This is a genomic window from Dechloromonas denitrificans, assembly GCF_001551835.1.
In the GTDB taxonomy this organism is placed as follows: domain Bacteria; phylum Pseudomonadota; class Gammaproteobacteria; order Burkholderiales; family Rhodocyclaceae; genus Azonexus; species Azonexus denitrificans.
Genome location: NZ_LODL01000021.1, coordinates 616,878 through 642,553 on the forward strand (window position 1 = coordinate 616,878; position 25,676 = coordinate 642,553).

Here is a 25,676-nt window from a genome sequence, read left to right on the forward strand (position 1 = left end):
TCCGCGCCGCCGACATCGTGCAGATCGAGTGGTGGCATCACCCGCTCGTAGCCCGCTGGCTTGGTCAAGCAACGCTACCACCGTCTCGATTGATCGTCTGGAGCCACGTCTCCGGCTTGCACCCGCCGACCATCCCGGCGGATTTCGTGGCGCTGCCCCACCGCTTTTTACTGACTTCGCCCTGTTCGCTCGAATCAGCTGAATTAAAAGCCTTGCCGACGGCAGTCCGGCAAAGTGTCGATGCCGTTTTCAGCTCTGGCGGCTTTAGCGACCTGCCGCCCGCCAATCCGCGCAGTTTCTCAGGGCCACTGCGCGCCGGCTACGTCGGCACCCTGAACTTTGCAAAACTGCATCCTCGGATCCTCGATTTTCTCGGCGCCCTCAAACTCGACAACTTCAGGCTCGACCTGATCGGTGACCTCGACAACGGCGAGGCCTTGCAACAGGCCGCCACGGCGGCCGGGCTGGGAGATTGCCTGAAGCTTCTCGGCTACACTCACGACGTCGGCAATGTATTGAAAAATTACGATATTTTCGTATATTTGCTCAATCCACTGCACTACGGAACAACCGAAAATGCCCTGCTGGAAGCCATGGCCATGGGCGTCGTACCCATTGTCCTTAACAATCCGGCGGAGCGGAATCTGGTGCAGCACATGGAAACCGGACTGGTTGTGAACACCCCGGACGAATTTGCCGACGCCATCACCTGGATGTTTTCCCATCCCGATCAATGTCGAGCCATGTCGATGAAGGCGGCCGCCCAGACCCGCCAACGCTTTGCCATCGGCCACACGCTAGACCAATTAACCCGGCACTATCGCGCCGTACTCGCCGAAGACAAGCGTCCGGTGGACTTTCGCCCGGTTTTCGGGACACAGCCCGGAGACTGGTTCCGCCGTTGCCAAGGCGATGAATCCTGGCGATTCACCGACCCGCCGACCGGCCCGAGCACCGAGGGACCGCACTTCCTGTTCGAACGCAACAAAAGCTCGGTATTTCACTATGCCCGGACCTTTCCGGATGATCTGCGCCTGGCCCGCTGGGCCCGGGCCTTGGAGAACCCGCAATGAATTTCGCCGCCCTCCCCGACGTCCAGCACAGCATCGAAATGTTTCGCACCCTGCTCAGTCAAAGTCAGTCTGGCAGCCCGCGCCAGGTCGACAAGCCGCTGATTCTCTATGGTGCGGGCAAGCTCGGCCAAATGGCGGCTGAACTGTTTGCCAAGCTGGATATTCCGGTGCGCTGTGCCATCGATCGCCACCCCCCTGCCAGCGGGCTACTGAATGGGAGCATCCCCGTCCTCACCCCGGACGACATCCCCGCAAGCGATCGGTGCGACAGTCTGATCGCCGTCTGTGTCGTCACCGCGCCTTACGAACCGATCCGCAATTTTCTGGCGGAGAGTGGCTGGTTGGACATCGTGCCGGTTTATGACGTATTTGAAGCGTATACCGCCCGCCTGCCGATGGCGAATGGCTGGTTTACTGAGGCGCCGGCAGAGGCCGAATGCAAGGCGATCGAAAAGGTGCTGACCGCCTGGTCGGATGACGAATCGCGTGCCGCCCATCTGCAGTTCATGGCATGGCGCCTTGGCCGGCAGGAGTGGAGCTTTCCAGACGCTCCGGTCAGCCTCGACGATCGTTATTTCATCCCGCAAATTTGTCACGCCCTGAGTGACAACGAATATTTCCTGGATGCCGGGGCCTATCACGGCGAAGTCTCGCAACGGGTGATCGGCATGCTGGCTGATCGCTGCCAAGGCATCCTGGCCATCGAACCCGACCCCGAAAATTTCCGGCAACTGGATAGCTGGTATCGCGCCCAGCCTGCCTCCTGGCAAGAGCGCATCACCGTGCTGGAGAAAGCCCTCGGTGCGACTGGGGAGGACCGGCCATTTCGGGATGGGCTCGGCATGGCATCACGCAGTTGCGATTCCTCAGGTAGTCACGTCGATGCAATACGCCTCGACGACCTGGAATTTCCCGTTACTTTCGCCAAGATTCATGTCGAGGGCGATGAATTGGAGGCGCTCAAAGGTACCACTACGACCCTGCAACATCGGCGACCTCTGCTGTCCATCACCGTTTATCACAACGCTGACGGACTCTGGAGAACGCCCGCCTATTTGATGCAAGCATTACCAAACTACAATTGGCGGATGAGACTGCATGCTTGGTGCGGCACGGGGGCTGTCGTGTACGGCATTCCGGCCGAGCGAAACGACCATTAAGAGAAAAAACATGTTCAACGAAGTACGGCCCAAAGTGTCGGTTTTCATCCCAACCTACAACTATGGACAATTCATCGGCAAGACGCTGGCCTCAGTTGCAGCCCAGACCTTTCAGGACTATGAAGTCCTGATCATCGACAACGCCTCCGAAGACGACACGACAAATATCGTCAAACGCTGGACGGAAAGCGACACTCGTTTCCGCTATCACCGCAATGCAACAAACCTTGGCTTGTTTGCCAGTGCCAATATCGGCTTCGATGCTGCCAGAGGAACCTATCTGGTTATGCTATCAGCCGACGACTATTGGGAAGACAGCTTTCTCGCCAAGTCTGTTGCCGCACTTGATGCCAATCCGGAATGCAGCTTCAGCTATAGCGCCTGGCGGAATTTCAACATGCTACCGGGGTCGGAGGAAACCAATACCGTCGGCTATATCGTGCCGCCGAAAGCCAGCGGGATCTACAACGAAACCGCCCCCCTGATGGCCCATAACTGGATAACCAATTCGATTGCCCTGATCCGCAAGGATCTTTGCTCGAAGATTGGTGGCTATGTCCATCCGCGGCTATATCATCTCGGCGACTGGTTCCTTTGGTTACGCCTCCTCACTCAGGGCCCCGCCTACTACATCAACGAGTCGCTGGGCAATTACCGTCTCCACTCAAGCTCTGAGAGCGCCCGATTGATTAACAGCAATCTTTCGGGCTTTGACCACATCGTCTGTTTCGATCTGTTGACCACGGAAGACTACTGGACGATGCCCATTAAATTGCTGGCCAAGGCCAATCAGATTCGCTGGCTAACCGGTCGTCCGCTCTGCGCGATTGTCCTGGAACTCGGCGGAAACGAAGCACCACCATTAATCCAGGCATTCTTCGCACATTATCAAGCCGAACTGTTCACCGAAGCGGCCCATTGCATTCTCGATCAGCCCGTTCTGAAAACAGATTCCGACGAAAATGCGTTGAACTTGCTGCGACGAGCCTTGCAAATCAATCCAAATTTGGAATCAGCCCGGAAACTGGCGCTCCGCTTCCTCCCGTCAAGCGAAATATCACAGCTGACCGGCCAGCACCTTGCCCCCCAGCTCGACTCGGTAAATCCGCTGAGCAAGGGCATTGAGTATTTCGAGAAGGCCGACTACGAAACCTCGCTCGAATGGCTATCGAAGGCACTCGAGGCTATGCCAGAAGATCCAATGTCGGCCGTTTACATCGCACTGATCTCGGCCACCCAGGGGCTGGAAGAAAATGCCGATGCACTGATTTCACACGCCCTGATACTGTCCCCAAACCGCAACGACTTTCTCGCCGCACTGGGTGAAACCTTCCTCAAGGCCGGGAACTCTCGCGCCGCACTCAGATATTTGCAGCAAGCCGTTCGCACTCAACCTGATTTATTCCTGGCCTATCCGGCAATGGCCGAGGCCTTACGCCTTGAAGGCGACCCCGACGCAGCGATCCAGCTATTGAGCAGTGCCGTCCATATCGATTCGGATAGCCAAGAAAACATCTTGTCGGTGCTGATCGAATTGCTCACTCGGCGAGGCGATATTGCCGGACTCGCTGAAACCTGCATCCGACTGCGCAATCGCCCCGCTTACCACAGCCTCGCATTGCGCCTGCTTTCGCGCACCGGGGTCAATGCCGAAAGAATTCTCGAGGAAGCTTCATGGCATTTCCAGAAATTCCTGGCCAGCCCGCATCGCTCACCACCGAACATCACTCGCCCAGACCAGTCAACGCTTACGCTAGCCTTCATGGTCAGCGATTTCCGGCGCGAGGAGCAAAGCGGACGACTGGAATCACTGTTGATGCACCTTTCATCGCAGCGATTCCGGACACTCGTCATCGACAATGATGCAATGGCTTCGGAGAGTGAGACTGCGCAGCGTTGCTCCTTGATCAGCGACCAATGGCTTTCAATCAGCGGCAAGGACGACCATATCGCGGAAGCAGACCTTACTCAGCGCGCCCCCGATATTCTGATCGATCTCGATGGGCATGGGCCGAAGCAACGCCTCAGCCTGATTCAAGCCACCAGTATTCCGCTCAAGGCATCCTGGAGTGACGTCCCCATCGGCGATGCCTCGGGTATCCATCAACTCATCGGCCGTGCTCTGCTGCCAAGCGACTCGACAATCGACTCGACAATCGACTCGTCCCGGCAGATTACCCTACCCGGGCTTGGCGAGACATTCAGTTTGCCCGAATTAGCATGCGCCTCTGATGACAAGACTCAGGCAACAAGCTTTGGCTGTCTGACCGCAGCCATTCACATCGACGCCAAAACTTGGCAGGTTTTTGCCGCACTGCTCAGCGAAATCTCCGGCAGTCGCTTGCGAATCAACCTAGCCGAACTGGGCCCTCCTGCCGAAGCGTTCATATCCGGAATATTCGCCGCTGCCGGGGTCGACTCGGCTCGACTCGAGTTTATCCATGCGACAACCCGGGAAGACATCTGCCATTACTGGCGCGATATCAACGTGGGCCTCGCTCCTATTCATGCCTCGGGAGACCAGGCTTTGCCGGCTTGCCTCTGGATGGAGACTCCATTTGTCGCCATCCGTGGACAAACCCCTTGGGCTAGTCGCCCATCGGCGCTTCTCGATGCAGTGGGCTGCCAGACCTGGATTGCGGAAGACTTTGACGGCTACCTGGCGATTGCAAAATCCTTGTTTTTGGCGAGTCCACCGCAAGGATTGCGTCAGCGCCTCAAGAATGCCGGACTCACCGATGCCGCCGGGTTCACCCATTTATTCGAAACGGCACTTAGCCGTGCCTGGTCCGAAGGCCGCCCATGAACACGCAGAAAATCTCCATCATCATTTGCAGCATCGAGGCGGGAAAATTCGCCCGTATCAGTGAGTCGTACAAGCACCTGCTCGCCGGTCATACGCTGGAAATCATCGGCATTCATGATGCAAAGTCACTGGCCGAGGGCTACAACAGGGGCATTGAGCAATCGAGTGGCGACATACTTATCTTTTCCCACGACGACATCCTGATTATCGATCCTGATTTCCACGAAAAAATCGTCAGTCGTCTGGAAACCTACGATGTGCTTGGTTTCGTCGGAACCAACCGATTGATCACCGGCACCTGGTTTGGCGCCGGCCAACCTTACTTGCACGGCGTGGTTTCACATGCGCGCCCCAAAGAGGCCAAACTAACCATCGATATTTTTGGCGTCGCGGACTGGCCAGTTATCAGCGACATAAAGGCTGTGGATGGCCTGTGCATGATCACCAAGCGAGAGGTCGCAACGGGCATCGGATTCGATGCCGCCACATTTGACGGCTTTCACCTCTACGACCTGGACTTCAGCTTCTCCGCCTATCGCGCCGGATACAAACTCGCCGTGTGCTGTGACATACCGATCATTCATGAATCGACCGGTCAGTTCGACAGCAAACATCAGGAGTTTGCCAACCGGTTCATCAGCAAGCACGGTAAATTTCTCGACGCAGGAACCCCTGCCGACAATCGCCGAGGCCAACAAAAAACCCCGGCCGGCCGGGGTGCCTTGTTACCCGATTACCACGCCCTGCTTCGGACCTGGCAGCCTGAAGTGCTGAAGCGGACAACCGCGGCAATTCACAGGGAAGCGCTGACAGCGAGTTAAGCGTCTGCCGCTTTAGTCGAAGCCACCCAGCGCTGCCACATTTCGCCGAAAGCCGATTCGAGTCCCCGGGCCAGGCGGGGTGCATCCATCAATGGGCTGCCTTGCATTTTTTCACGCAGGCCAGCTCGCATGCGCTTTAGCCGCTCTCGCTCATTGGCGAGCGCCACCGCCTTGCTGACATAGGCCTCGGCGCTATCGGCAACCAGTTCGTTCAGCCCGACATTTTCCAGAATTGCTTTGCCCATGCGCGAAACCAGCATATCGCCCGGCCAGGTGATATAAGGCACCCCCATCCAGATCGAGTCATAACCGGTCGTCCCGCCGTTGAAGGGAAAGGGGTCCAAACCGAGGTCAATGTCGTTGTATGAATTGAAATACTCGAGTTGCGGCTGTATCCCTCGGATCTCCAGTCGTTCCGGCGCCACCCCGTAACGGGCAAACTGATCATGAATATAGCTGACCAGCCCGCCCTCGGTTCCCCCGCGAGCAACGACGACGAGCCGGGAATCCGGGACCCTGTTCAAAATCTCGGACCAAAGCTTGATCGCCAGCTGACTGACCTTGCGAAAGTTATTGAGGCAACCAAAGGTAAATGGCTTTCTGCTTCGCTCGGCGGGTAACCCAGGCATGATTGGCACATCAGGTATCCCGGTTCGCACCCCGTAGCAATCTGGCAAAGGCCATGGTGTTTCACTGCACCAGCTACCTTCCGTCAATACGGGATCGGGTGGGACAAAGATATAGTCCACCGCCGACATCCCGCTCGTACCGGGAAAACCCAGCCAAGTCACGACAATAGGCGCCGGCTTGCAGGCGACAACGAGCAGACGATTGCCTTCGGTATTGCCGTTGAGATCGACGAGGATATCTATTTCGTCCGACTCGATCAGGTTCGCCAGCGCTTCGTCGCCAATTGCCAGCACATCCCGCCACTGATCGACCGCCGCCCGGCAACGCGCTGTAATCTCGTCAGCAGCCTGCGAGTTGTAATAAACGACGCTTTCAAGCTTGGTTCGGTCAAGCTTGTTCAAGAAGGGCAGCACGAATGCCGCCACTGGATGCGTACGGAAATCGGAGGTCAGCCAGCCGATACGCAATTTTCTCCCGGGAGATTTATCACGCGCGGCAAAATTTGGCTCGCGCCAATGCGCCGAACAAAGATTACGGTCAAACTCCTGTGCCAGACTGAGAACATCCTGGGCCGAAGCCTCGCTGGAATGCACCAGCACCCACAGCGAGTTGATGTAAGCAGTTGCCGATTTGGGGTTAACCGCCAGCGCCTTGCGATACTGTTCGAGCGCCTCATCGTTACGGGCTTGATCGCCAAACCAACTGCCAAGATTGAGCAAGGCATTGACGTGATTCGGGTTGATCGCCAAAACATGTTCAGCGGCCTGCCGAGCCTTCTCGCTTTGCCCAAGCTTGGTATAAACCACGATCAGGGTATTCCAGGCATTCAGGTTTTCCGGATGCCGCTCGACTGCCATTTCCAGATTCTCACGTGCAATCTCCATCTGGCCACGTGTTGTGAACAGCAGGCCCATATGCTCGTAAATCCAGTCATCGGGAACACCGAGGGTATGCGCCTTTTCCAAGGCATCAATGGCCGGCAGCGTGTTGCCGCATTGAACCAGCGCAATGCCGAGCTTGGCCCAGAGTTCGGCCGATTCAGGATTGAGGTCCAACGCTCGCTCGAAATAACTGGCGGCTTCGCGCGAATTAGCCTTCGCCAGTTCAATATCACCACATACCGTAAGGATGGCTGGAGATGCCGGATTCAAACTCAGGGCTTGTTGGGCACAAGGTGCGGCCTTCTCGAGTTCCCCCCGAGCTCGATAGAGATCGGCCAGCGAAAGCCAGGCATCAGCATAACCAGTGTCCAAACGGGCAGCCGCCTTGAAGTCAGCCAAGGCATCGTCCAGCTCGCCGAGGTGCTGCGACGCCATGCCCCGCAAACAGTAATGCCCCGCCAGAGCACCTTTTCGCTTGATCACCTTGTTCAATATTTTTTTTGCCCCAGCCCAGTTGCCCTGTGCCACATAGGCACCACTCAAGGCACAGGCGATATCCGAATCATTGGGCTCAAGCGCAACTGCTCGCTCCAGTTGAGAGACCCCTTGTTCGACAAGGCCAACCCGGCAACAGGCCTCTCCCAGGCGTTTTTTGTATTTTGCCGACCTGGGGGAAAGGGTTACTGCATGTTCAAGCAGGGACAGGGCGGACTCGTTATCGCCAATTCGAAAGGCGAGATCCCCCAAACCGAACCATGCCCGATGATTTTCCGGCTGTGCCGAAACGACTGCCTCAAAAAGACTCCCAGCCTTTTCATAATCACCCGCTTTCACGGCGACCTCGGCCAAGCCCAACTCGTGCATCCGCCCCTGTTTCATAAATGCCATGTTTCCGAAAACGATATTGCGCAAGTTTAACGTTTTGCCTGCTACTCAAGATGGCTGGAACAGCGATTAGGACGGATGAAAAAAATCGCTAAAGTTCCAGCACGGCTATCCGTTAATGAATTCAAGCGGCGAAACTTCTTCCCAGACGAAACGCCGAAGTAAGTTGAACCATCGAACAAGCCCTTTCAAGGAGATCGAAAATGGCACAAATTATCAACACCAACGTTGCATCCCTGAATGCTCAGCGCAACCTGGATACTTCGCAAAACTCTCTGAAGACCTCCCTGCAACGTCTGTCTTCCGGTCTGCGTATCAACAGCTCCAAGGATGATGCTGCTGGTTTGGCCATTGCCGAGAAGATGAGTTCGCAATCCCGCGGCATGACGGTCGCGATGCGTAACGCCAATGACGGTATCTCTACTGCCCAAACGGCCGAAGCCGGTCTGGCCACCGTCGCAACCCACCTGCAACGTATGCGCGAACTGGCCACGCAAGCTGCTTCCGGCCAATACGACTCGACCAACCGTGCAGCGCTGGACAAGGAATACCAAGCACTGGGCAGCGAAATCACCCGCGCCGTAGCCGCCACCAACTTCAACGGCACCAAGCTGCTCGACGGCAACTACTCCAACGTTTCCTTCCAGATTGGCTCGACGACTTCCAGCGAATCGCAGATCTCGATTACCGTCGGTTCGCTGAACACCTCGGCATTTGGCAGCATCAGCTCCGCTGCTGGCGCAACCGGTGCCATGTCGGCCTTGGATACCGCCATCGACAGCGTCAGCTCCTCCCGCGCCGACCTGGGTGCTCTCCAGTCCCGTTTCGAGGGCGTGCTCTCCCAACTGTCCTCGGCCAAGGAAAACACCGAAGCAGCCCGCAGCCGCATCATGGATACCGACTACGCCGCCGAAACTGCCAACCTGAGCCGCTCGCAGATTCTGCAACAAGCCGGTACTGCCATGCTGGCACAAGCCAACGCGCTGCCGCAGAACGTTTTGTCACTGCTGCAATAAGCTTCAGCAACTCCTCGAGTTAGCTAAAGCCAAGGGGCGCGTCAGCGGTAACGCTAACGCGCCCGCTTCCACATTAGGAAGGAGCGTTTGATCATGAGTATTTCGTCTTTGGGCATGAGCCCCAGCGCAGTCGCCCCCCCCTTGACGTCACCCTCCGACAATTCGGTGACTTCAGGCAAAGGCTTGCAAGCAGCAGCGACATCATCTGGTACCCAACAACCCGTTGCTGGCCAAACAAAAAAAGAAGAACCGTCATCGAAGGACCTTCAGGATGCCGTGAAGAGCATGAATGACTTTGTTGGCACCATTAATAACAGCTTGAAATTTAGCGTTGACGACGAGACCGGCAAAACGATCGTCAAGGTCATGGATGTCGACACCAAAGAGGTCATCAAACAGATTCCCTCCGAGGAAATGATCGCCATCGCCAAAGCGGTAGATCAGCTAAAAGGATTGCTAGTACAGCAAAAAGCGTAAGATAGGGCAGTTAAGCAGCAAGGAGGCAACAAATGGCCACAATCACATCACTAGGCACCGGCTCGGGGCTTGAACTCGAATCGTTGGTTACAAAGCTGATGGCTGCGGAGAGCGTGGCATTGACCACGCTTCAGACCAAGCAATCCTCCTATGAAACAAAGATTTCTGCCATGGGGTCTTTAAGGAGCGTGCTTGCCTCACTGCAAACGGCAGCCAAGTCAATGAGCACCGATCCCTTGCAGAAGGCCACGGACAAGTTCGCCTCCTACACAGCCGCTGTTACAGATACGAAAATTGCCAGCGCAACAGCGTCGACCGGTGCCGTTGCAGGCAAATACTCCCTTGAAGTCACCGCTCTAGCGGAGAGCCAACGCCTGACCAGCTCATCCTTTGGCAGCAGCGCCACCAGCATCACCGCAAGCGGCGGCTCCATTACATTGGATCTGGGCACCCTCAGCGCAGGAACATACACTGCCGACAGCAGCAGGAGCTACACGCTCAACCTTGCAGCAGGTGCCACGCTGGCAGACCTCCGTGATGCAATTAACGACTCGGATGCCGGCGTTACCGCAACGATCATCAACGGAACCAGTGGCGCTCAACTGGTCTTGTCTGGGGCGGAGGGAACAAATAACGTAATGCGCCTGTCGAGCAGCGACATTACTGGCTTCAACTTCAACCCAGAAACAGCCGGCACCCAGGACTGGTCGGAAGATCAGCCAGCCGTCGATGCCGCGTTCAAGCTCAATGGAATTTCCGCCACCAGCCACTCCAATACGGTAACAGGTGCTCTTGACGGCGTTACGCTGGAACTGACAGCTACCAACATTGGCAGCCCAACCACACTGAAAATTACGGAAGATTTGTCGACCAACGTCACGAAGGCGCTCCAGTCCTTTGTTTCGGCCTATAACAGCGCATCTTCCGCAATGACTGCCCTGGGGGCCTACAACCCCGACACCAAGGTTATCGGCAACCTGCAGGGTAACAGCACCCTCCGTTATGCGATGGGCCAGATTCGCCAAACCGTTTTTGGCACGACATCCGACAACGCGTCATCGCAATATCAAACTCTGTCAAACATCGGCGTAACGATCAATTCCAGTGGTCAATTATCAATTGACACGACCAAGCTGAATGCCGCAATCAAGGCCGATCCATCGACAGTTTCCAACTTGGTCACCAAAGTTGGCGACTCCTTCGATACGACAGTCGAGAACCTGATCGGTACGACCGGTTCGGTTACAATTGCCACCAGCGGCCTGACAAAAACTGTCAGCGACCTGGAAAATCGCCAGGAAAAACTTCAGGACCGCCTTGATGCGATCGAAAAGCGATACAGATCCCAGTTCGGCGCACTGGATACGCTGATCTCCTCTCTCTCCAGTACTGGCGATTTTTTAACCAGCTTCATTTCAAGCCTTTCGAGTAACAAATAGCCCATGTTTGGAAGAAACCTGAATCCGGTTGCCGCTTATGCCGAGGTTGGTATTGGCGCAAAAGTTAAATCGGCGACGCCGCATCAATTGATCCTCCTCTTGTTTGAGGGTGCGGCTTCGGCGATTACCGTGGCCAAACTTCATATTGAGCGCGGTGAAGTGGCACAAAAGGGAAAATTGATTTCCCAGGCCATTGACATCATCACCAACGGGCTGAAGGCCAGTCTCAATCTGGAGGCCGGCGGCAAACTGGCTGAACAACTGGCAGCCCTTTACGACTATATGGCCAGGCGTCTGCTGTCTGCAAATCTTGAAAACAACATTGCCGCACTTGATGAAGTAAGCAAACTGCTGGATGAAATCCATTCCGCCTGGATTGAAATCACCCCAAAAAACGGCCAACCCTGAAGCATGCAAACAGACAGTGTATTAAGCGAGATTGATCACCTAACCCTAAAAATGAGGGATCTCGCTCGCTCCGAGGATTGGGACGCACTAACCCTCCTTGAAAATGCTCGTCGTACGCTGTTAGTCAAAATTGATGCGAAAGCAGTGCGCGCGCCCAACAATCAAGCGCTAGTGCAAAAAATCGTAAGCAACAACGAAACAATCATGCACCTTGCCCAAAACCGCAAAGAGGATATTGGACTCCTACTGGGTGCCTTTGGTGGTCCGAACACTGAGAATTGATCCATGATTCCGGCTGACGTCGCCAGCCGTCTAAAACTGGCGGTTCCGGATCAACCCGCTGCGACGCAGCCGGTTACCCCGTTAAAAAATCTCCCCGACGTACTATCCGATCTAGTTCCCGGCCAGCGAGTCATGGCCGAGATCCAGGCACTCTTGCCCAATGGATCGTACCGAGCCGTCGTCGCCCAGCGCGACATTACGCTGGCCTTGCCATTTTCGGCCAAGAAAGGTGACAGCCTCGAACTGGAGGTGGTCGAATCCGATGGCAAGCTGACGCTGGCGGTCGTAAATAGCCGCTCAGGCAGCACTTCAGCCAGTAGCACGCCGGACTCTGTCTCAACAAGCTTGAGCAATACCGGGAAACTGATTGGCGACCTTCTCGGTGGCGTAGGTGAGCAGGGGAAACGGGCAGCGCCAGCGCCCTTGAATGGCAACCAGCCCCTTGTGGACGACCTACCCGGCAGCGCGCCTCAACTCGCACCCATTCTTAAGGAAGCACTCAGTAAAAGCGGGGTTTTCTACGAAGCGCACCAAGCCCGATGGGTAGCAGGTGAACTACCCACTGACGCACTGAGACAGGAGCCACAAGGAAAGCTCTCATCAGCAACGCCCAATGCAACAATCGAATCTAAAAATACAGATTCGGCACCGACCTCCGTAGCAGCACGCGCCGAATCATCAGCTCAAGCCGGCACAACAATTCCTCGTGACCTGACACCGATCGTCCAGCAGCAACTAGATGCGCTGGCTACCCAGAACTACGCTTGGCAAGGCCAGATCTGGCCGGGACAGCAAATGCAGTGGGAAATTACGGAGAATCCCGATAATGCCCGCTCCGCCGACAGCGAAGCTGCCGGCCGCTGGCAAACCCGCTTGAAACTGACTCTGCCAATGCTTGGCGGTATCGATACCGTTCTCCGTCTGCGACCGAACGGCGAAGTCGATATTTCCATGACCACCGATTCGGAAAATAGTGAAAGCCGTCTGCGCCAGGGGGCAACAGCGTTACGTACGCAAATGGAAGCCGCCGGCCTCAACCTAACCCAGCTACTGGTCCAGCATGGCGAAGCGACCAGCTGACTCAACGCGCGAGGCGATCGCCCTCGCTTATGGTCAAACCGATGCCGCGCCCCGTGTCGTCGCAAAGGGCAAGGGACTGATTGCCGAGCAAATTATTGCTCGCGCCCGTGAACATGGCGTATATGTCCATCAGTCACCGGAACTGGTTGCTTTGCTGACGCAGGTCGATATCGACGAACATATCCCCCCTCAGTTATATATGGCAGTTGCCGAATTGCTGGCTTGGCTTTACCGAATAGAGCATGGCGGCGCGACTGCGGAGCCACCGCTCTAATCCCACATTTCGTTCAGATCAAAACCCGATTAAATGGCATTTCCCTGGCGATGGCCTACCATTGTGTAGCCTGCCCATGCCCGAAAATTATCCATGACTGAAGAATCTTCTATCCCCGACTTTGAAATTGACCATCATGGTGAATTTGCCCAGTTTTTTCTGTGCACTCGGAGTGAAATTCTCCTTTACCTAAATCTACTCGCTCGGCGACATTGTCTTGTGACGGCTTATATTGACCAGGGCAGAAAGTTCTTTCAAACCTCGGTCATCGCACTCGATGAATCCGCAGGCACCTTGCTCCTCGCACCACCGCAAAGGATGCCAGCTGGCCCTGAACTGACAAATGCCAGCCGAATAACACTGATGACCAATCTTGATAGCGTCAAAATCCAGATTCGGCTGCCTCAGGTTTCATCGGGGATATATCAGGGCCAAGACGTCTTGGTATCGACGATTCCAGAAGCTGTTCTACGCCTGCAACGACGCGACTTCTTCCGCCTTGAGCCACCGGCCTCCACCCCGATTCACTGCAAACTGGCCGGCCTTTCACCAGACGGAACGACGAGAATTTTTGAGTTGCCGCTTTCCGACATCAGTGGCGGCGGCATCAGCCTGATCGCGCCGACCGAAATTGCCGCCTATTTCCCTGAGGACTCCCTGTTTCGACAATGCCGCCTGGAAATTCCGAACGATGGTGTCGTTCAGGTCAATTTGCGCGTCAGAAAGAGCGTCGAAATGTCATCTATCAATGGCTTGCACAGCCTGCGGATCGGCTGCGAATTCGTCAATTTCCCCGCCAGCAGCCAGAGCTTTATTGAACGGTATATCGCGCGCATCGAGCGCGAGAGAAAGGCCAAGGATTCAGGCCTGATGGACTGAGATAGATTGCCGCACCTGACAATTGCCGGATAAATGAGGCCGCGAGTTCGGGCGCAGCTTAAACCTGCATGTTCATCACGTCCTGATAGGCCGTAACGAGCTTGTTGCGCACCTGCACCATTTCCTGGAAGGAAACGCTGGCCGTCTGCAGCGCGATCATCACTTCGTGCAGATTCTGGCTCGTATCGCCGGCGGCAAGTTTTTCCGCCATCTGATCGGCCTGTTGTTGCGTCTGGTTAACCTTGTCGATGGAGCCTTTCAGAATATCGGCAAAATCGGGCGCTCCAGCCGCAGGCGTGCTCTCGGCCGCTTTGCCGGTTGCCTGTGCGGCGGTGGACCGCAGCACGCTCAACATTTGTTCGATTCCTTGGGTGTCCATTTTCAGCTCCTAAAACATCAGCCATATACAAGCAATTCCCAGGCCAGAAAACCGGCCTATTCCTTGAAATAGCCCTCATCCCGATACTGCTGCAACTTGTAACGCAAGGTTCGTTCGGAAATTCCGAGACGCTCAATCGCCTGTTTGCGGGAACCGCCGACTTCGGTCAGCGTGCGCAGGATATGCTCGCGCTCCAAGTCTTTCATATTATCAGCCCTTTTTTCGACTGCGGGCGGTGCTGCGCTCTCCGCAAACGAAACCTGCGGCGCCGGCGCGAGAGGTACACCAGCCAAGGGACGCGGTGCCAGGTTCAGGTGCTCAGACCCGATGCTGCTGCCGCTAGAGAGAATCAGGGCGCGCTGGATAACGTTCTCAAGCTCCCGCACGTTGCCCGGCCAGGCATGGGCGACAAGTGCCGCTTCAGCCGCCGGAGAAAGCGAAACGCCGGAGCGCCCAAGACGCCCGCCATGCTCGACCGCGAAATGCCGAGCAATGGCGACGACATCCTGAGGCCGCTGCCGTAAAGCCGGGATGGCTACCGGAAAAACGTTGAGCCGATAGAAAAGATCCTCGCGAAATACCCCTTTGGCGACCGCTTCAGCCATATCGCGATTTGAAGTAGCAACGATGCGGATATTCAGTGCCACCGGCTTTTTGCCGCCTACCCGCTCCACCTCGCGCTCCTGCAAAACACGCAACAACTTGGCCTGGAGCCCCATCGGCATCTCGGTGACTTCATCCAGTAGCAGCGTTCCATCCTGGGCCTGTTCGAACTTGCCGGCCTGGGCTTGCTGGGCACCGGTAAAAGCCCCCTTTTCGTAGCCGAACAACGTGGCTTCAAGCAGGCTATCCGGAATGGCCGCACAGTTGATCGCGACAAACGGGCCATCCTTGCGTCCGGAATTACGGTGGATATAGCGCGCCACCACCTCCTTGCCGACCCCGGATTCACCGGTCAACAGCACCGTGGCATCGGTTTGGGCGACCCGCTTCGCCATCGCGAACATGTCGCGACTGATCGGGTCGTTGGCGACCACCCCGGCCGATTCGCCGGTATCCGGCAATTCGTATTTGTTGATATGGGCCAACAAAGCCCGCGGCTCGAACGGTTTGAGCAGGAAATCGCAAGCCCCTGAGCGCATCGCATCCACCGCCTTATCGACTTCGGCATAGGCCGTCATCAAGACCACCGGCAAATGCGGCAAGCGGGCACGAATCTCCTTGAGCAAGCTGATGCCATCCATCGGCATCATCCGCACATCGCTGACGACAATCGAAAAGGCCTGTTCACCGAGCACCTTGAGCGCGGCCTCGCCCCCATCGACCGCGACGTAGGGGCGACCGGCCAGTTCCAGCGTATCGCCAATCGCCTCGCGCAAGCTCGGATCGTCCTCAACCACCAGAATCGGCAAACTATGCTCAGCCATTGCTTTCCATTTCGCGATCTACCGGCCCGACCGGCAATGTGATGACAAACTCGGCCCCGGCACCAGGCTCGGAGAACAATTCGATCCCGCCACCGTGCGCCCGCGCCACACCAAGGGCAATCGCTAGGCCAAGGCCGGTGCCCTGCCCCTTGGTCGTAAAGAATGGCTCGAATATTCGCGACTGGGTCTCGCGGCTAATCCCCGGGCCGCTATCACGGACACCGATCGCCAACAAATCGCCGCGCCGTTTGCCGGACAGGCAAATTTTGCCGCCTGCCGGCGTTGCCTGCATGGCGTTCTCCAGCAGATTGACCAGCGCCCCAAAGAGCGCCTTACGGCTACCGATGATTTTTGCCCCTTCGCAGCCGTCGACCGCAGCAAATTCCAGGCCGTGCTCGCGCATCAGCGGCTCGACTGTCTGCGCCGCCTCCAGCAACAGGTCCCCGGCCGGAATCACATCACGGCCGATGCTTTCGCCGCGCGCGAACAGCAGCACATCCTGAATCAGCCGCTCGAGGCGCCGCAACTGCCCGCTTGCTTTCTCGGAAAATTTCGCCCTCGCCTCATCCGGCACGCCGGATTGCCCCAGATTGGCGGTATAGAGCAGCGCTGCCGCCAGCGGCGTCCGTAACTGATGCGCCAGCGAAGCCGCCATTTCCCCCATCGCCGCCAGACGCTGATTGCGCTCCAGTTCGGTTTTCATCCGGTGGGCGGCGGTCACGTCGTGAATCAGCAGGATTTTTCCGCCCGCCGAAGCCAGCACACTTTCGGCAATCGAGACCCGGCCCTGGCCAAGCAGCCACTCGCCGACCGTCAGGGTCGGTTCCAGAAAGGCGCGCACGACATCGCCCCAATGGCGACCGACCATGTCAGTACCGAACATCGCCATCGCCGCCGGGTTAACCGCGGCGACAATGGCGCCTGAATCAAGCAGCACCACCCCGGCCGGCAAGGCATCGAGCAGCGACGACAAACGCTCCGACAAAGCCTCCTTTTCCTGATACTGACGACGCAACTCACCATTGGCGATCGCCAATTCCTCGGTCAGCGAAGTCACCCGCGCTTGCAGTGCCTGATAAGCCTGGGTCAACTCGGCCGAAACCTGATTGAACATGGCAAAAGCCCGTTGCAATTCGGCGGTCTTGGAGTCCGGGTCGGGCGTGTCTGGAGTGGCCGTGGAAGCGGCTTGGGAAGGGGGCATCGAAAAAAGTTAGGGTGGATTCAGCGCGGGTAATAGTAGAATATTTCTAGGAAAATTTGGCTTCTCAATTGATTCTTCTTCTGTTTCATCGAAATTCACCCGGGCATTAATGGCAGCAACAACTGAAACGACGGCAGGTACCGCTCCGGATCTAAACTCCGTGGAGCGCCTGCGCGAGGCGTTCAACCGGCTCGGCAATCAACAGAAGATCTTTTTCATGGTGGCGCTGGCCGCCATCGTCACGGTCATTATCGGCACCATGCTGTGGAGCCGCCAGCCCGACTGGAAAGTGCTGTTTTCCAACCTGAATGAAAAGGATGGCGGGGCCATTGTCGCCATCCTGGAACAACAGAACGTTCCGCATAAATTCAACGAAAGTGGCTCCTTGCTGGTTTCCAGCGACCGGGTACACGAAGTTCGGCTGAAGCTTGCCTCGCAAGGCCTGCCGCGCGGCGGCATGGTGGGTTTTGAACTGATGGAAAACCAGAAGTTCGGCACCAGCCAGTTTGCCGAACAGGTCAATTATCAGCGCGGGCTGGAAGGTGAGTTGGCACGCACTATCCAGTCGATCGGCGCGGTGCAGGGGGCGCGCGTCCATCTGGCCATTCCGAAACCCTCGGTCTTCGTCCGCGAAGAGCAGAAACCGACGGCCTCGGTACTGCTCAATCTCTACCCCGGTCGCACCCTCGACAATGGCCAGATCGCCGGCATCGCCCACCTGATTTCCTCCAGCGTGCCGCAACTGCCAATTTCCAACGTCACGGTCATCGATCAAAACGGCTCCCTGCTCTCGCAGCTAAAGAGCAAGCTGACCGAGGCCGGCCTCGATCCTGCACAAATCAAGTATGTGCGCGATATCGAGGACAGCATCATCAAGCGCATCGGCGAAATCCTGAAGCCGGTACTGGGCAGCGAGAACTTCAAGGTGCAGGTGGCCGCCGATATCGACTTTTCACAAAGCGAACAGACCGCCGAAAGCTATCGGCCGAACAACACGCCGGAAAGTACCAGCATCCGCAGCCAACAGAACAATGAAACGGCCAGCGTCAACCAGGCCGCCGGTGGCGTTCCGGGTGCGCTGACCAACCAGCCGCCGGTGCCGGCGACGGCGCCACTAACCCAACCGGCAACCGGCAACCCCGCCGGTCAACCGGCAAAAACGACCGAATTGCCGGGCAAGATCGATGCCGCCGGCGTCACCGCGCCGCTCAATGCCGCCGGTCAACCGATCAGTACGGCCAAGAACGCAACAATCAATTACGAAGTCGACAAGACGATTCGCCATACCCGGCAGGCCATGGGCAATGTCCGCCGTCTTTCCGCCGCGGTCGTCATCAATCACCGCAGGGATGTCGGCAAGGACGGCAAGCCGACGACCAAGGCCATCCCGGACGCCGAGATGAAGCAGATCAACGATCTGGTCCGCGAGGCGATGGGCTACAGCAAGGAACGCGGCGACACCCTGTCGATCGCCAACTCGCCCTTTACCGCCAGCGAAAAGCTGGAGGCCGAACTGCCGGTCTGGAAGGACCCGGAAAACATTTCCTACGCCAAGGATATTTTCAAATATCTGCTGCTGGCCGGCATCATCGCCTTCCTCTATCTGAAGGTCATCCAGCCTTCGCTGAAGGTGATGTTCCCGCCGCCACCCGAAGCGGAAAGCACAATCGAAGGGGTCGCTGGTGCCGCCGGACACGTCGCCATTGCCGGCGAAGAAGGCGAAGATCATGTTCAGATCGACCACTACGCCGCAAAGATCCAGAAGGCACGCGATATTGCCCAGAGCGACCCGAAGGCTGTAGCCAACATCATCAAGGACTGGATGGGCGCCAATGGCTAATCCCGACGAGGGCCTGGAAAAGGCCGCAACGCTGCTTATTGCGCTGGGCGAGGACCACGCGGCGGAAGTTCTCAAGCACCTGGGGCCGCGTGAAGTGCAAAAACTCGGGCACGCCATGGCCTTGCTCAAGTCAGTCCCACGGACAAAAGTCGAAGCTGTTCTCGATGATTTCCACAAGACCGCTGAAGAAAGTGCTGCGGTTCACGTCGACACGGACAACTACATTCGCTCCGTACTGACCAAGGCACTGGGCGATGACAAGGCTGCGAATCTCATTTCGCGCATTCTGCAGGGCGGCGAAACCTCGGGTATCGAAGGTCTGAAGTGGATGAATGCCCCGACAGTCGCCGATCTGATCAAGAACGAGCATCCGCAGATCATCGCGACCATTCTGGTGCACCTGGAACACGATCATTCCAGCGAAATCCTCAACCACTTCACCGAGCGTCTGCGCAACGACGTGGTCCTCCGCATCGCCACCCTGGAAGGCATCCAGCCAGCCGCCTTGCGCGAGTTGAACGAGGCGATGATGCGCATTCTTTCCGGCTCGGCCAGCGTCAAACGCACCGCGATGGGCGGCGTCCGCACCGTCGCCGAAATTCTCAATTTCATCGGCACCGCCAACGAAACCTCGGTGGTCGATGCCATCCGCGAATACGACCCCGATCTGGCCCAGAAGATTCTCGATGAGATGTTCGTTTTCGAGAACCTGATGGATATCGACGACCGCTCGATCCAGCTCATCCTGCGCGAAGTGCAGTCCGATTCGCTGATCCTCGCCCTCAAGGGGGCCTCGCCCGATCTGCGCGAAAAAATCTTCAAGAACATGTCGCAACGGGCTGCCGAAATGTTGCGCGAAGATCTCGAATCGAAAGGCCCGGTCCGCCTCTCCGAAGTCGAAGCCGAGCAGAAGGAAATCCTCAAGGTCGTCCGCCGGTTGGCCGACGAAGGCCAGATCGTCCTCGGCGGCGCCGGTGGCGAACAGATGCTTTAAGCGAGCCCGCCCAAGATGTCCGGCATTATTCCCAAGGAAGAAACAGGCAGTTACCAGCGCTGGCAGATCGGCTCCTTCGATAGTCCGAAGCCGGCCGCCGTTCGCCCGCCCTCCCCGGCAACGCAGGCCAGCTCGGTTGCCGTCAGCGAAGTCGACGAACAGCCGCAGCCAGTGATCAACCTGCCGACTGCCGACGATATCGAGCGAATGCACGAAGAGGCGCGGAGCAGCGGTTACCAGGCGGGCTACGAAGAAGGCCTGCAGGCGGCCGCGCTCGCCGGCCGCGAGGCCGCCAACGTCGAGGCTGAACGTTTTCTGGCACTGGCCGACAACCTGCAAAACGCGCTCGCCGAACTGGATCAGACGGTCGCCGAGCAATTGCTGGCCCTGGCCACCGAAATTGCCGCCCAAGTGGTCGGCGCCAGCATCACGGTCAAAGAAGACCTGCTACTGCCGATCATTCGCGACGCCATTGCCGCCCTGCCCCTGCACCATGCCCATCTGGGCATTCGCCTGAACCCGGCTGATGCACTCCAAGTACGCACCCATCTCGGCGAGCAACTGGCACAAACCGGCGCCCAGATTATTGAAGACAGCACCATTAGTCCCGGCGGCTGCCTGGTCCGTGCAGGCTCCAGCGAAGTGGATGCGACGATAGAAACCCGCTGGAAACGCGTCCTCGAAACAATCGGCGCCCCCCCACGGGAATGGCTGAATCCATGACCCCGTCACTGCCCGACCACACCGGGCGCTGGCAAGATTTTCTCGACAACTGTCGGATGGCCGCCAGCAATGCCCAGCCGCTCTGGCCGATCGGCCGGCTGACCAGGATCAACGGACTGGTCATGGAAGCGGCCGGACTCAAACTGCCGCTCGGCAGTTCCTGCCGCATTTATCCGCTGAGCGGCGCCCCGGTCGAAGCGGAAGTTGTCGGCTTTGCCGGCGAAAAGCTGTATCTGATGCCGTCCGACGATGTCTATGGCCTCGCCCCCGGCTCCAAGGTGGTCGCCTTTGAAACGGCAACGCCTCCGCCACAAATTGGCGGCCCGCCACCGTTTCGCCGCCGCGCTATCGACCGCGCCAAACAGGTCCCGGTCGGCGATGAGTTGCTCGGACGGGTGCTGGATGGGGTCGGCCGGCCACTCGACAACAAAGGCCCGGTCAACACCGCACAGTCGCGCTCGCTGCAGAGCCGGCCGGTCAACCCGATGTCGCGGGCAGCCATTCACCAGCCGCTTGATGTCGGCATCCGCGCCATAAATTCGCTGCTGACCGTCGGCCGCGGCCAGCGGATGGGCCTGTTTGCCGGCTCCGGCGTCGGCAAATCGGTGCTGCTCGGCATGATGGCCCGCTACACCGAGGCCGAGGTCATCGTCGTCGGGCTGATCGGCGAACGTGGTCGCGAAGTTAAAGAATTCATCGAGCAGATCCTCGGCGAGGAAGGCATGCGGCGCGCCGTCGTCGTCGCCGCGCCGGCCGACACCGGCCCACTGATGCGCCTGCAGGGCGCAGCCTACGCGACGACCATTGCCGAGTACTTCCGCGATCAGGGCAAGCAGGTCTTGCTGATCATGGATTCACTGACTCGCTACGCCATGGCCCAGCGCGAAATCGCCCTGGCCATCGGTGAACCGCCAGCCACCCGCGGCTACCCGCCATCCGTCTTCGCCCGTCTGCCGCAACTGGTTGAACGCGCCGGCAACGGACCGGAAGGCGGCGGTTCCATTACGGCCTTCTACACGGTACTCGCCGAAGGTGACGACCAGCAGGATCCGATTGCCGACTCGGCCCGGGCAATTCTCGACGGCCACATTGTGCTGTCGCGGACGCTGGCCGATGCCGGGCACTACCCGGCCATCGACATCGAGCAGTCAATCAGCCGGGCGATGGTGAATCTGATCGAGCAGACGCACCTCGACCAGATCCGTCGTTTCAAGGTGCTTTTTGCCCGTTACCAGCGCTCGCGCGACCTGATTGCGGTCGGCGCCTATGCGCCAGGTTCCGACCCGGTCCTCGACCAGGCAATCAGCCTCTATCCGCGCATGGAGAGCTTCCTGCAGCAACAACTGGTCGAACAATCAAGTTTCACCGAGAGCACCACTGCCCTCGGCACCCTGTTCTGATAAGCCATGGCCCAGCCATTTTCGTTACAGCCGCTCCTCGAAATCATGCAGACCCGCACCGACGATGCGACGCGCAAGCTCGGCCAGCTGATCGCGGCGGAACAAAGCCAGCGCAGCCGGCTGCAGATGCTGGAACAGTATCGCGAGGAATACGCCCAGCGCATGCGCCAGGCCACCGCAGAGGGCATCACCCGCCTGGTCCTGCACAACTACCAGGACTTTCTTGGGCGGATTGACGAAGCCATCGAACAACAACGCATTGCCGTGCGTAACTCCGAAGACAGCACCAAGGCCGGGCAAGAGCAGTGGAAAAGCCAGAACAAGCAATTGAAGGCCATCGACACGCTATCGCAACGCCACGATGCCCGCGAACGCTACCGGGAAAACAAGCAGGATCAGAAATTGCAGGACGAATTTTCAACACGGAAATACGGCACGGCCGACCCGCAAGACCAATAAGCACGTTAGGCATGCCTATTGCTAGACATGATGCAGCGCACTGTCTAACAAGGGTTCAAAATGGGCATTACCGTAATTTCATCTCCCAGCATGTCGACCGCAGCAGCAAGCAGCCCACTGCCCAGCGCAGGCGCCGCCGATGCGCCATCGTCAGGATTTGCCGCCCTGCTCTCCGGACAGCTTGGCCAGGAAGCAACAACCGGAATCGCAGGAATTACGTCACCAGACAAAGAGCTCGATCCTCAAGCGGTGCTTGCTGAAGAGCCCCCGCTCGATCCGGGACTGGCCTTTCTGATGGCAACGCCTGCCACACCGCTCCCGGCGCAGACAAAAGTCGAGACCACTGCCGGCGACAGCATCGATGTCATCGCCAACGGCAACCGCGCCCTGCTTGGGCAACTCGGGGTCAGCGACGATCGGCTCGCCGAACTGGCAAGGCGCTCGGCCGGTACATCGGAAGCAGAAAATGGCGCACTCGGCACGGCCGCCAATCCATTCGACGCGGCTGCGGCAAAAGCCAAGGGACAGGCATTCGAGACGGCAAATATTGCCGCCGAAACAGTGAACACCGCCGCCTCGGCCGGCACCTCCACGCAGCAAGCAAGCAATGCGTCCGCCAACGCCCAGATCAGCAGCAAGCTGGAAACACCACTGCACAGCAGCAACTGGACGCAAGACTTTGGCGAAAAGATCGTCTGGATGGCCAAGAACGATCAGCAATCAGCCCAGCTCAACATCAACCCACCACAACTGGGCCCTGTGCAGATTACGCTCCAGATCAACGGCGACCAGGCCTCGGCCACTTTCGCCTCACCGCACCCCGAGGTGCGGCAGGCCATCGAGTCCTCGCTGACCCAACTGAAGGAAATGCTCTCCAGCGCCGGCATCAATCTTGGCCAAACGGACATCGGCGCCAATCTGGCGCAACAAAACCGTGACACGCCATTCCAGAGCGCGAACGGAAACCGTTCCACAGACGAAAACGCTATACTCCCGGGCATTGGAAATGCAACGGACAATGGGCATTCTTCCCCGATTCAACGGGGTCGCGGCTTGGTTGATCTGTTTGCCTGATTGAACACCGGGGTAACAGGAGAGGAAACGTATGGCCAAGGATGCCAAGCCGGCCGCAGAAGGGGCAGAAGCCCCCAAGAAAAGCAAAAAGCTGTTGATCATCATTCTCGCGGTTGTGCTCGTCGTCGTCCTAGCTGGCGGTGGTGCCGCCTTCATGTTGATGAAGAAGGGCGATCACGCCGAGGACGACGAAGAGGCCGCGGAAGAGACGGTCAAGAGCAAAAAGAAAGACAAGAAGAAGGATGCTCACGCCGCACCGGTTTTCGTCAACCTGGACCCGTTCACCGTCAACCTGATTCCGGAGACTGGCGATCAGTATCTGCAGGTCGTACTGTCCCTCGAACTGGACGAAGCCATCGCCGAGCCGTTGCTCAAGGCCCAGATGCCGAAAATCCGCAACAACATCACCTTGTTGCTGTCGGCCAAGAAGGCTTCCGAGCTCTTGCCCAAGGAAGGCAAGGAGCATCTGGCCGAAGGCCTGAAGGATGAGATCAATTCAGTCATCGAGCCACCCAAGAAGAACAAGAAAGGGGAGTTGATCATGCCCGAAGGTCCGGTCAAGTCCGTTTTGTTCACCTCCTTCATTATTCAGTAAGGAGTCATGGCGGGCGACTTTCTTTCCCAGGACGAGGTTGATGCCCTACTCAAGGGCGTCACCGGGGAGGCTGACGAACCCGAAGAGGCCGCGGGTGAAGGGGCCGGCGTCCGCTCCTACAATCTTGGCACCCAGGAACGCATCGTCCGTGGGCGGATGCCCACGCTTGAACTGGTCAATGAGCGCTTTGCCCGCTATCTGCGGATTGGCCTGTTCAACTACATGCACCGCAATGCCGAGATTTCGGTCGGGCCGATCCGGGTCCAGAAATACAGCGAGTTCATCCGCAACCTGGTCGTACCGACCAATCTGAACCTGGTCATCGCCAAGCCGCTGCGCGGCACCGCCCTTTTCGTCTTCGATCCCAATCTGGTATTTCTGGTGGTCGACAACATGTTCGGCGGCGACGGACGCTTTCATACCCGGGTTGAAGGGCGCGACTTCACCCCCACCGAGCAGCGCATCATCCAGGGGCTGCTCAATGTCGTCTTCACCGAATATGGCAAGTCCTGGAAACCGGTGCACGACATCACCTTCGAATACATCCGTTCGGAAATGAACTCGCAGTTCGCCAATATCGCGACGCCTTCCGAAATCGTGGTGTCGACGACATTTACGCTGGAATTCGGTGGCGCCACCGCCGACATGCACATCTGCTTTCCGTACTCGATGCTGGAGCCGATTCGCGACCTGCTCTACAGCACCATGCAGAGCGACCAACTATCGACGGACAAGCGCTGGATCGGCACCTTGCGCAAGCAACTACAAGGCGCTGAAGTTGAAATCGTGGCCCAACTGGGCTCCGGAAAAATCACTCTCGGCCAGATTCTGAAACTGAAGACAGGGGATGTGATTCCCCTTCACATCCCAGAAAAAATTCCGGCCCTGGTTGATAGCGTGCCGCTAATGGAATGCACTTATGGCCAGTTGAATGGCCAATACGCACTGAAAGTCGACCGGTTCATAGCATCCCCCCCCGAAGTAGTGGGTCTTGAGCCGGCGCTCGGAGAGAAAAATGGCTGACGAAATGGAAAACATCGAAAACACGGCAACCGAGGACGACGGCCAGATCAGCGAGGATGACTGGGCGGCCGCAATGGCCGAACAAACCATCACGGATTCGGCAATGCCTCAGGCTGCCGCCCAACCGGCAGACATTTTCCCTTCCTTCGGCGGCACCACCGGCAGTGGCGGGATGATGAATGAACTCGACATGATTCTGGACATTCCGGTCCAGATCACCGTCGAACTCGGCCGCACCAAGATCACCATCAAGAACCTGCTGCAACTGGCGCACGGCTCGGTCGTCGAACTGGACGCCATGGCCGGCGAACCAATGGATGTGCTGGTCAATGGGACGCTGATCGCCCAAGGCGAGGTGGTCGTCGTCAACGACAAATTCGGTATCCGGCTGACCGACATCATCACGCCCTCGGAGCGCATGCGTAAGCTGAATCGCTGAAAATCGACCGT

At 57.7% G+C, this 25,676-nt stretch carries 25 protein-coding genes; 21 read left to right on the plus strand and 4 right to left on the minus strand.

What is annotated here, in order from left to right; genetic code table 11:
- The first annotated feature begins 17 nt into the window (after positions 1–17).
- The 4 genes from AT959_RS14030 to AT959_RS14045 are packed head-to-tail and all read left to right on the plus strand — an operon-like array spanning position 18 to position 5,860.
- Positions 18–1,073 carry a glycosyltransferase gene (locus AT959_RS14030; RefSeq protein ID WP_157651307.1) on the plus strand — a complete coding sequence of 352 codons (1,056 nt, stop codon included), beginning with the start codon at positions 18–20 and terminating at the stop codon, positions 1,071–1,073.
- Complete coding sequence (locus AT959_RS14035) at positions 1,070–2,233, plus strand: FkbM family methyltransferase (protein ID WP_066884092.1); 1,164 nt, start codon at positions 1,070–1,072, stop codon at positions 2,231–2,233. Before AT959_RS14030 ends, AT959_RS14035 begins: the two co-directional genes overlap by 4 nt.
- Positions 2,234–2,243: 10 nt before the next feature.
- On the plus strand, positions 2,244–5,039 hold the full coding sequence (locus tag AT959_RS14040) for a glycosyltransferase (protein WP_066884094.1): 2,796 nt from the start codon (positions 2,244–2,246) through the stop codon (positions 5,037–5,039).
- Positions 5,036–5,860 (plus strand): glycosyltransferase, encoded by an 825-nt coding sequence (locus AT959_RS14045; RefSeq protein WP_066884096.1) that lies wholly within the window; start codon positions 5,036–5,038, stop codon positions 5,858–5,860. Before AT959_RS14040 ends, AT959_RS14045 begins: the two co-directional genes overlap by 4 nt.
- Here the strand turns inward: AT959_RS14045 and AT959_RS14050 are convergent.
- Positions 5,857–8,283: a tetratricopeptide repeat protein gene (locus tag AT959_RS14050; protein WP_157651308.1), complete on the minus strand. Its 2,427-nt coding sequence runs from the start codon at positions 8,281–8,283 to the stop codon at positions 5,857–5,859. The genes AT959_RS14045 and AT959_RS14050 overlap by 4 nt on opposite strands.
- A gap of 176 nt (positions 8,284–8,459) precedes the next feature.
- Between AT959_RS14050 and AT959_RS14060 the strand changes: the two genes are divergently transcribed.
- The 8 genes from AT959_RS14060 (at position 8,460) to AT959_RS20605 (ending at position 14,111) form a co-directional block, all read left to right on the plus strand.
- Complete coding sequence (locus tag AT959_RS14060; protein WP_066884102.1) at positions 8,460–9,272, plus strand: flagellin N-terminal helical domain-containing protein; 813 nt, start codon at positions 8,460–8,462, stop codon at positions 9,270–9,272.
- 93 nt (positions 9,273–9,365) lie between these two features.
- Positions 9,366–9,749: a flagellar protein FlaG gene (locus AT959_RS20590; protein WP_157651309.1), complete on the plus strand. Its 384-nt coding sequence runs from the start codon at positions 9,366–9,368 to the stop codon at positions 9,747–9,749.
- A gap of 32 nt (positions 9,750–9,781) precedes the next feature.
- Positions 9,782–11,188: a flagellar filament capping protein FliD gene (fliD, locus tag AT959_RS14070; protein WP_066884105.1), complete on the plus strand. Its 1,407-nt coding sequence runs from the start codon at positions 9,782–9,784 to the stop codon at positions 11,186–11,188.
- A 3-nt stretch (positions 11,189–11,191) separates the two neighbouring features.
- Entirely contained in the window at positions 11,192–11,596 is a 405-nt protein-coding gene (fliS, locus tag AT959_RS14075; protein WP_066884107.1) for a flagellar export chaperone FliS, read from the plus strand.
- 3 nt (positions 11,597–11,599) lie between these two features.
- Entirely contained in the window at positions 11,600–11,878 is a 279-nt protein-coding gene (locus AT959_RS14080) for a flagellar protein FliT (protein ID WP_066884109.1), read from the plus strand.
- A 3-nt stretch (positions 11,879–11,881) separates the two neighbouring features.
- Positions 11,882–12,958, plus strand: coding sequence for a flagellar hook-length control protein FliK (gene fliK, locus AT959_RS20595; protein ID WP_083518411.1), 1,077 nt, complete (start codon positions 11,882–11,884; stop codon positions 12,956–12,958).
- Positions 12,939–13,232 (plus strand): EscU/YscU/HrcU family type III secretion system export apparatus switch protein, encoded by a 294-nt coding sequence (locus AT959_RS20600; protein ID WP_083518412.1) that lies wholly within the window; start codon positions 12,939–12,941, stop codon positions 13,230–13,232. Before fliK ends, AT959_RS20600 begins: the two co-directional genes overlap by 20 nt.
- A 93-nt stretch (positions 13,233–13,325) precedes the next feature.
- Positions 13,326–14,111 (plus strand): flagellar brake protein, encoded by a 786-nt coding sequence (locus AT959_RS20605; RefSeq protein ID WP_083518413.1) that lies wholly within the window; start codon positions 13,326–13,328, stop codon positions 14,109–14,111.
- A gap of 58 nt (positions 14,112–14,169) precedes the next feature.
- Here the strand turns inward: AT959_RS20605 and fliE are convergent, their stop codons facing one another.
- Genes fliE through AT959_RS14105 form a run of 3 tightly spaced genes read right to left on the minus strand, consistent with a single transcriptional unit; the run spans position 14,170 to position 17,031 of the window.
- Positions 14,170–14,490, minus strand: coding sequence for a flagellar hook-basal body complex protein FliE (gene fliE / locus AT959_RS14095; RefSeq protein WP_066884114.1), 321 nt, complete (start codon positions 14,488–14,490; stop codon positions 14,170–14,172).
- Between the two features lie 56 nt (positions 14,491–14,546).
- Positions 14,547–15,917, minus strand: coding sequence for a sigma-54-dependent transcriptional regulator (locus AT959_RS14100; protein WP_066884116.1), 1,371 nt, complete (start codon positions 15,915–15,917; stop codon positions 14,547–14,549).
- Complete coding sequence (locus AT959_RS14105; RefSeq protein ID WP_240481839.1) at positions 15,910–17,031, minus strand: ATP-binding protein; 1,122 nt, start codon at positions 17,029–17,031, stop codon at positions 15,910–15,912. The genes AT959_RS14100 and AT959_RS14105 overlap by 8 nt, the downstream gene beginning before the upstream one ends.
- A 247-nt stretch (positions 17,032–17,278) precedes the next feature.
- Here AT959_RS14105 and fliF point away from each other — a divergent pair, with 247 nt between their 5' ends.
- The 9 genes from fliF to fliN are packed head-to-tail and all read left to right on the plus strand — an operon-like array spanning position 17,279 to position 25,665.
- Positions 17,279–18,958, plus strand: a complete 1,680-nt coding sequence (gene fliF / locus AT959_RS14110; protein ID WP_240481840.1) for a flagellar basal-body MS-ring/collar protein FliF — start codon at positions 17,279–17,281, stop codon at positions 18,956–18,958.
- Positions 18,951–19,952 carry a flagellar motor switch protein FliG gene (gene fliG / locus AT959_RS14115; protein WP_066884122.1) on the plus strand — a complete coding sequence of 334 codons (1,002 nt, stop codon included), beginning with the start codon at positions 18,951–18,953 and terminating at the stop codon, positions 19,950–19,952. Before fliF ends, fliG begins: the two co-directional genes overlap by 8 nt.
- A gap of 15 nt (positions 19,953–19,967) precedes the next feature.
- Positions 19,968–20,675, plus strand: coding sequence for a flagellar assembly protein FliH (locus AT959_RS14120; protein WP_066884124.1), 708 nt, complete (start codon positions 19,968–19,970; stop codon positions 20,673–20,675).
- Positions 20,672–22,075: a flagellar protein export ATPase FliI gene (gene fliI / locus AT959_RS14125; RefSeq protein WP_276203689.1), complete on the plus strand. Its 1,404-nt coding sequence runs from the start codon at positions 20,672–20,674 to the stop codon at positions 22,073–22,075. The genes AT959_RS14120 and fliI overlap by 4 nt, the downstream gene beginning before the upstream one ends.
- Before the next feature lie 6 nt (positions 22,076–22,081).
- On the plus strand, positions 22,082–22,534 hold the full coding sequence (gene fliJ / locus AT959_RS14130; protein WP_066884128.1) for a flagellar export protein FliJ: 453 nt from the start codon (positions 22,082–22,084) through the stop codon (positions 22,532–22,534).
- A gap of 60 nt (positions 22,535–22,594) precedes the next feature.
- Positions 22,595–23,608 (plus strand): flagellar hook-length control protein FliK, encoded by a 1,014-nt coding sequence (locus tag AT959_RS14135; RefSeq protein ID WP_083518414.1) that lies wholly within the window; start codon positions 22,595–22,597, stop codon positions 23,606–23,608.
- Positions 23,609–23,639: 31 nt separating this feature from the next.
- A complete protein-coding gene (locus tag AT959_RS14140; protein ID WP_066884132.1) occupies positions 23,640–24,203 on the plus strand; it encodes a flagellar basal body-associated FliL family protein in 564 nt (187 codons plus the stop codon).
- A gap of 6 nt (positions 24,204–24,209) precedes the next feature.
- The gene (gene fliM, locus AT959_RS14145; protein WP_066884134.1) at positions 24,210–25,226 is read left to right on the plus strand and encodes a flagellar motor switch protein FliM; all 1,017 of its coding nucleotides are present in this window, start codon (positions 24,210–24,212) and stop codon (positions 25,224–25,226) included.
- Entirely contained in the window at positions 25,219–25,665 is a 447-nt protein-coding gene (gene fliN, locus AT959_RS14150; RefSeq protein ID WP_066884136.1) for a flagellar motor switch protein FliN, read from the plus strand. The genes fliM and fliN overlap by 8 nt, the downstream gene beginning before the upstream one ends.
- Positions 25,666–25,676 lie beyond the last annotated feature (11 nt).

Coding starts and splice junctions, on each gene's coding strand:
- AT959_RS14135 (WP_083518414.1), top strand. CDS start 22,595: ATGGGCATTACCGTAATTTCATCTCCCAGCATGTCGACCGCAGCAGCA.
- fliN (WP_066884136.1), top strand. CDS start 25,219: ATGGCTGACGAAATGGAAAACATCGAAAACACGGCAACCGAGGACGAC.
- AT959_RS14105 (WP_240481839.1), bottom strand. CDS start 17,031: ATGTTCAATCAGGTTTCGGCCGAGTTGACCCAGGCTTATCAGGCACTG.
- fliK (WP_083518411.1), top strand. CDS start 11,882: ATGATTCCGGCTGACGTCGCCAGCCGTCTAAAACTGGCGGTTCCGGAT.
- fliD (WP_066884105.1), top strand. CDS start 9,782: ATGGCCACAATCACATCACTAGGCACCGGCTCGGGGCTTGAACTCGAA.
- fliI (WP_276203689.1), top strand. CDS start 20,672: ATGACCCCGTCACTGCCCGACCACACCGGGCGCTGGCAAGATTTTCTC.
- AT959_RS14040 (WP_066884094.1), top strand. CDS start 2,244: ATGTTCAACGAAGTACGGCCCAAAGTGTCGGTTTTCATCCCAACCTAC.
- AT959_RS14140 (WP_066884132.1), top strand. CDS start 23,640: ATGGCCAAGGATGCCAAGCCGGCCGCAGAAGGGGCAGAAGCCCCCAAG.
- AT959_RS20590 (WP_157651309.1), top strand. CDS start 9,366: ATGAGTATTTCGTCTTTGGGCATGAGCCCCAGCGCAGTCGCCCCCCCC.
- AT959_RS14045 (WP_066884096.1), top strand. CDS start 5,036: ATGAACACGCAGAAAATCTCCATCATCATTTGCAGCATCGAGGCGGGA.
- fliG (WP_066884122.1), top strand. CDS start 18,951: ATGGCTAATCCCGACGAGGGCCTGGAAAAGGCCGCAACGCTGCTTATT.
- AT959_RS14100 (WP_066884116.1), bottom strand. CDS start 15,917: ATGGCTGAGCATAGTTTGCCGATTCTGGTGGTTGAGGACGATCCGAGC.
- AT959_RS20600 (WP_083518412.1), top strand. CDS start 12,939: ATGGCGAAGCGACCAGCTGACTCAACGCGCGAGGCGATCGCCCTCGCT.
- AT959_RS14035 (WP_066884092.1), top strand. CDS start 1,070: ATGAATTTCGCCGCCCTCCCCGACGTCCAGCACAGCATCGAAATGTTT.
- fliE (WP_066884114.1), bottom strand. CDS start 14,490: ATGGACACCCAAGGAATCGAACAAATGTTGAGCGTGCTGCGGTCCACC.
- AT959_RS20605 (WP_083518413.1), top strand. CDS start 13,326: ATGACTGAAGAATCTTCTATCCCCGACTTTGAAATTGACCATCATGGT.
- AT959_RS14120 (WP_066884124.1), top strand. CDS start 19,968: ATGTCCGGCATTATTCCCAAGGAAGAAACAGGCAGTTACCAGCGCTGG.
- fliS (WP_066884107.1), top strand. CDS start 11,192: ATGTTTGGAAGAAACCTGAATCCGGTTGCCGCTTATGCCGAGGTTGGT.
- AT959_RS14060 (WP_066884102.1), top strand. CDS start 8,460: ATGGCACAAATTATCAACACCAACGTTGCATCCCTGAATGCTCAGCGC.
- AT959_RS14080 (WP_066884109.1), top strand. CDS start 11,600: ATGCAAACAGACAGTGTATTAAGCGAGATTGATCACCTAACCCTAAAA.
- fliM (WP_066884134.1), top strand. CDS start 24,210: ATGGCGGGCGACTTTCTTTCCCAGGACGAGGTTGATGCCCTACTCAAG.
- fliJ (WP_066884128.1), top strand. CDS start 22,082: ATGGCCCAGCCATTTTCGTTACAGCCGCTCCTCGAAATCATGCAGACC.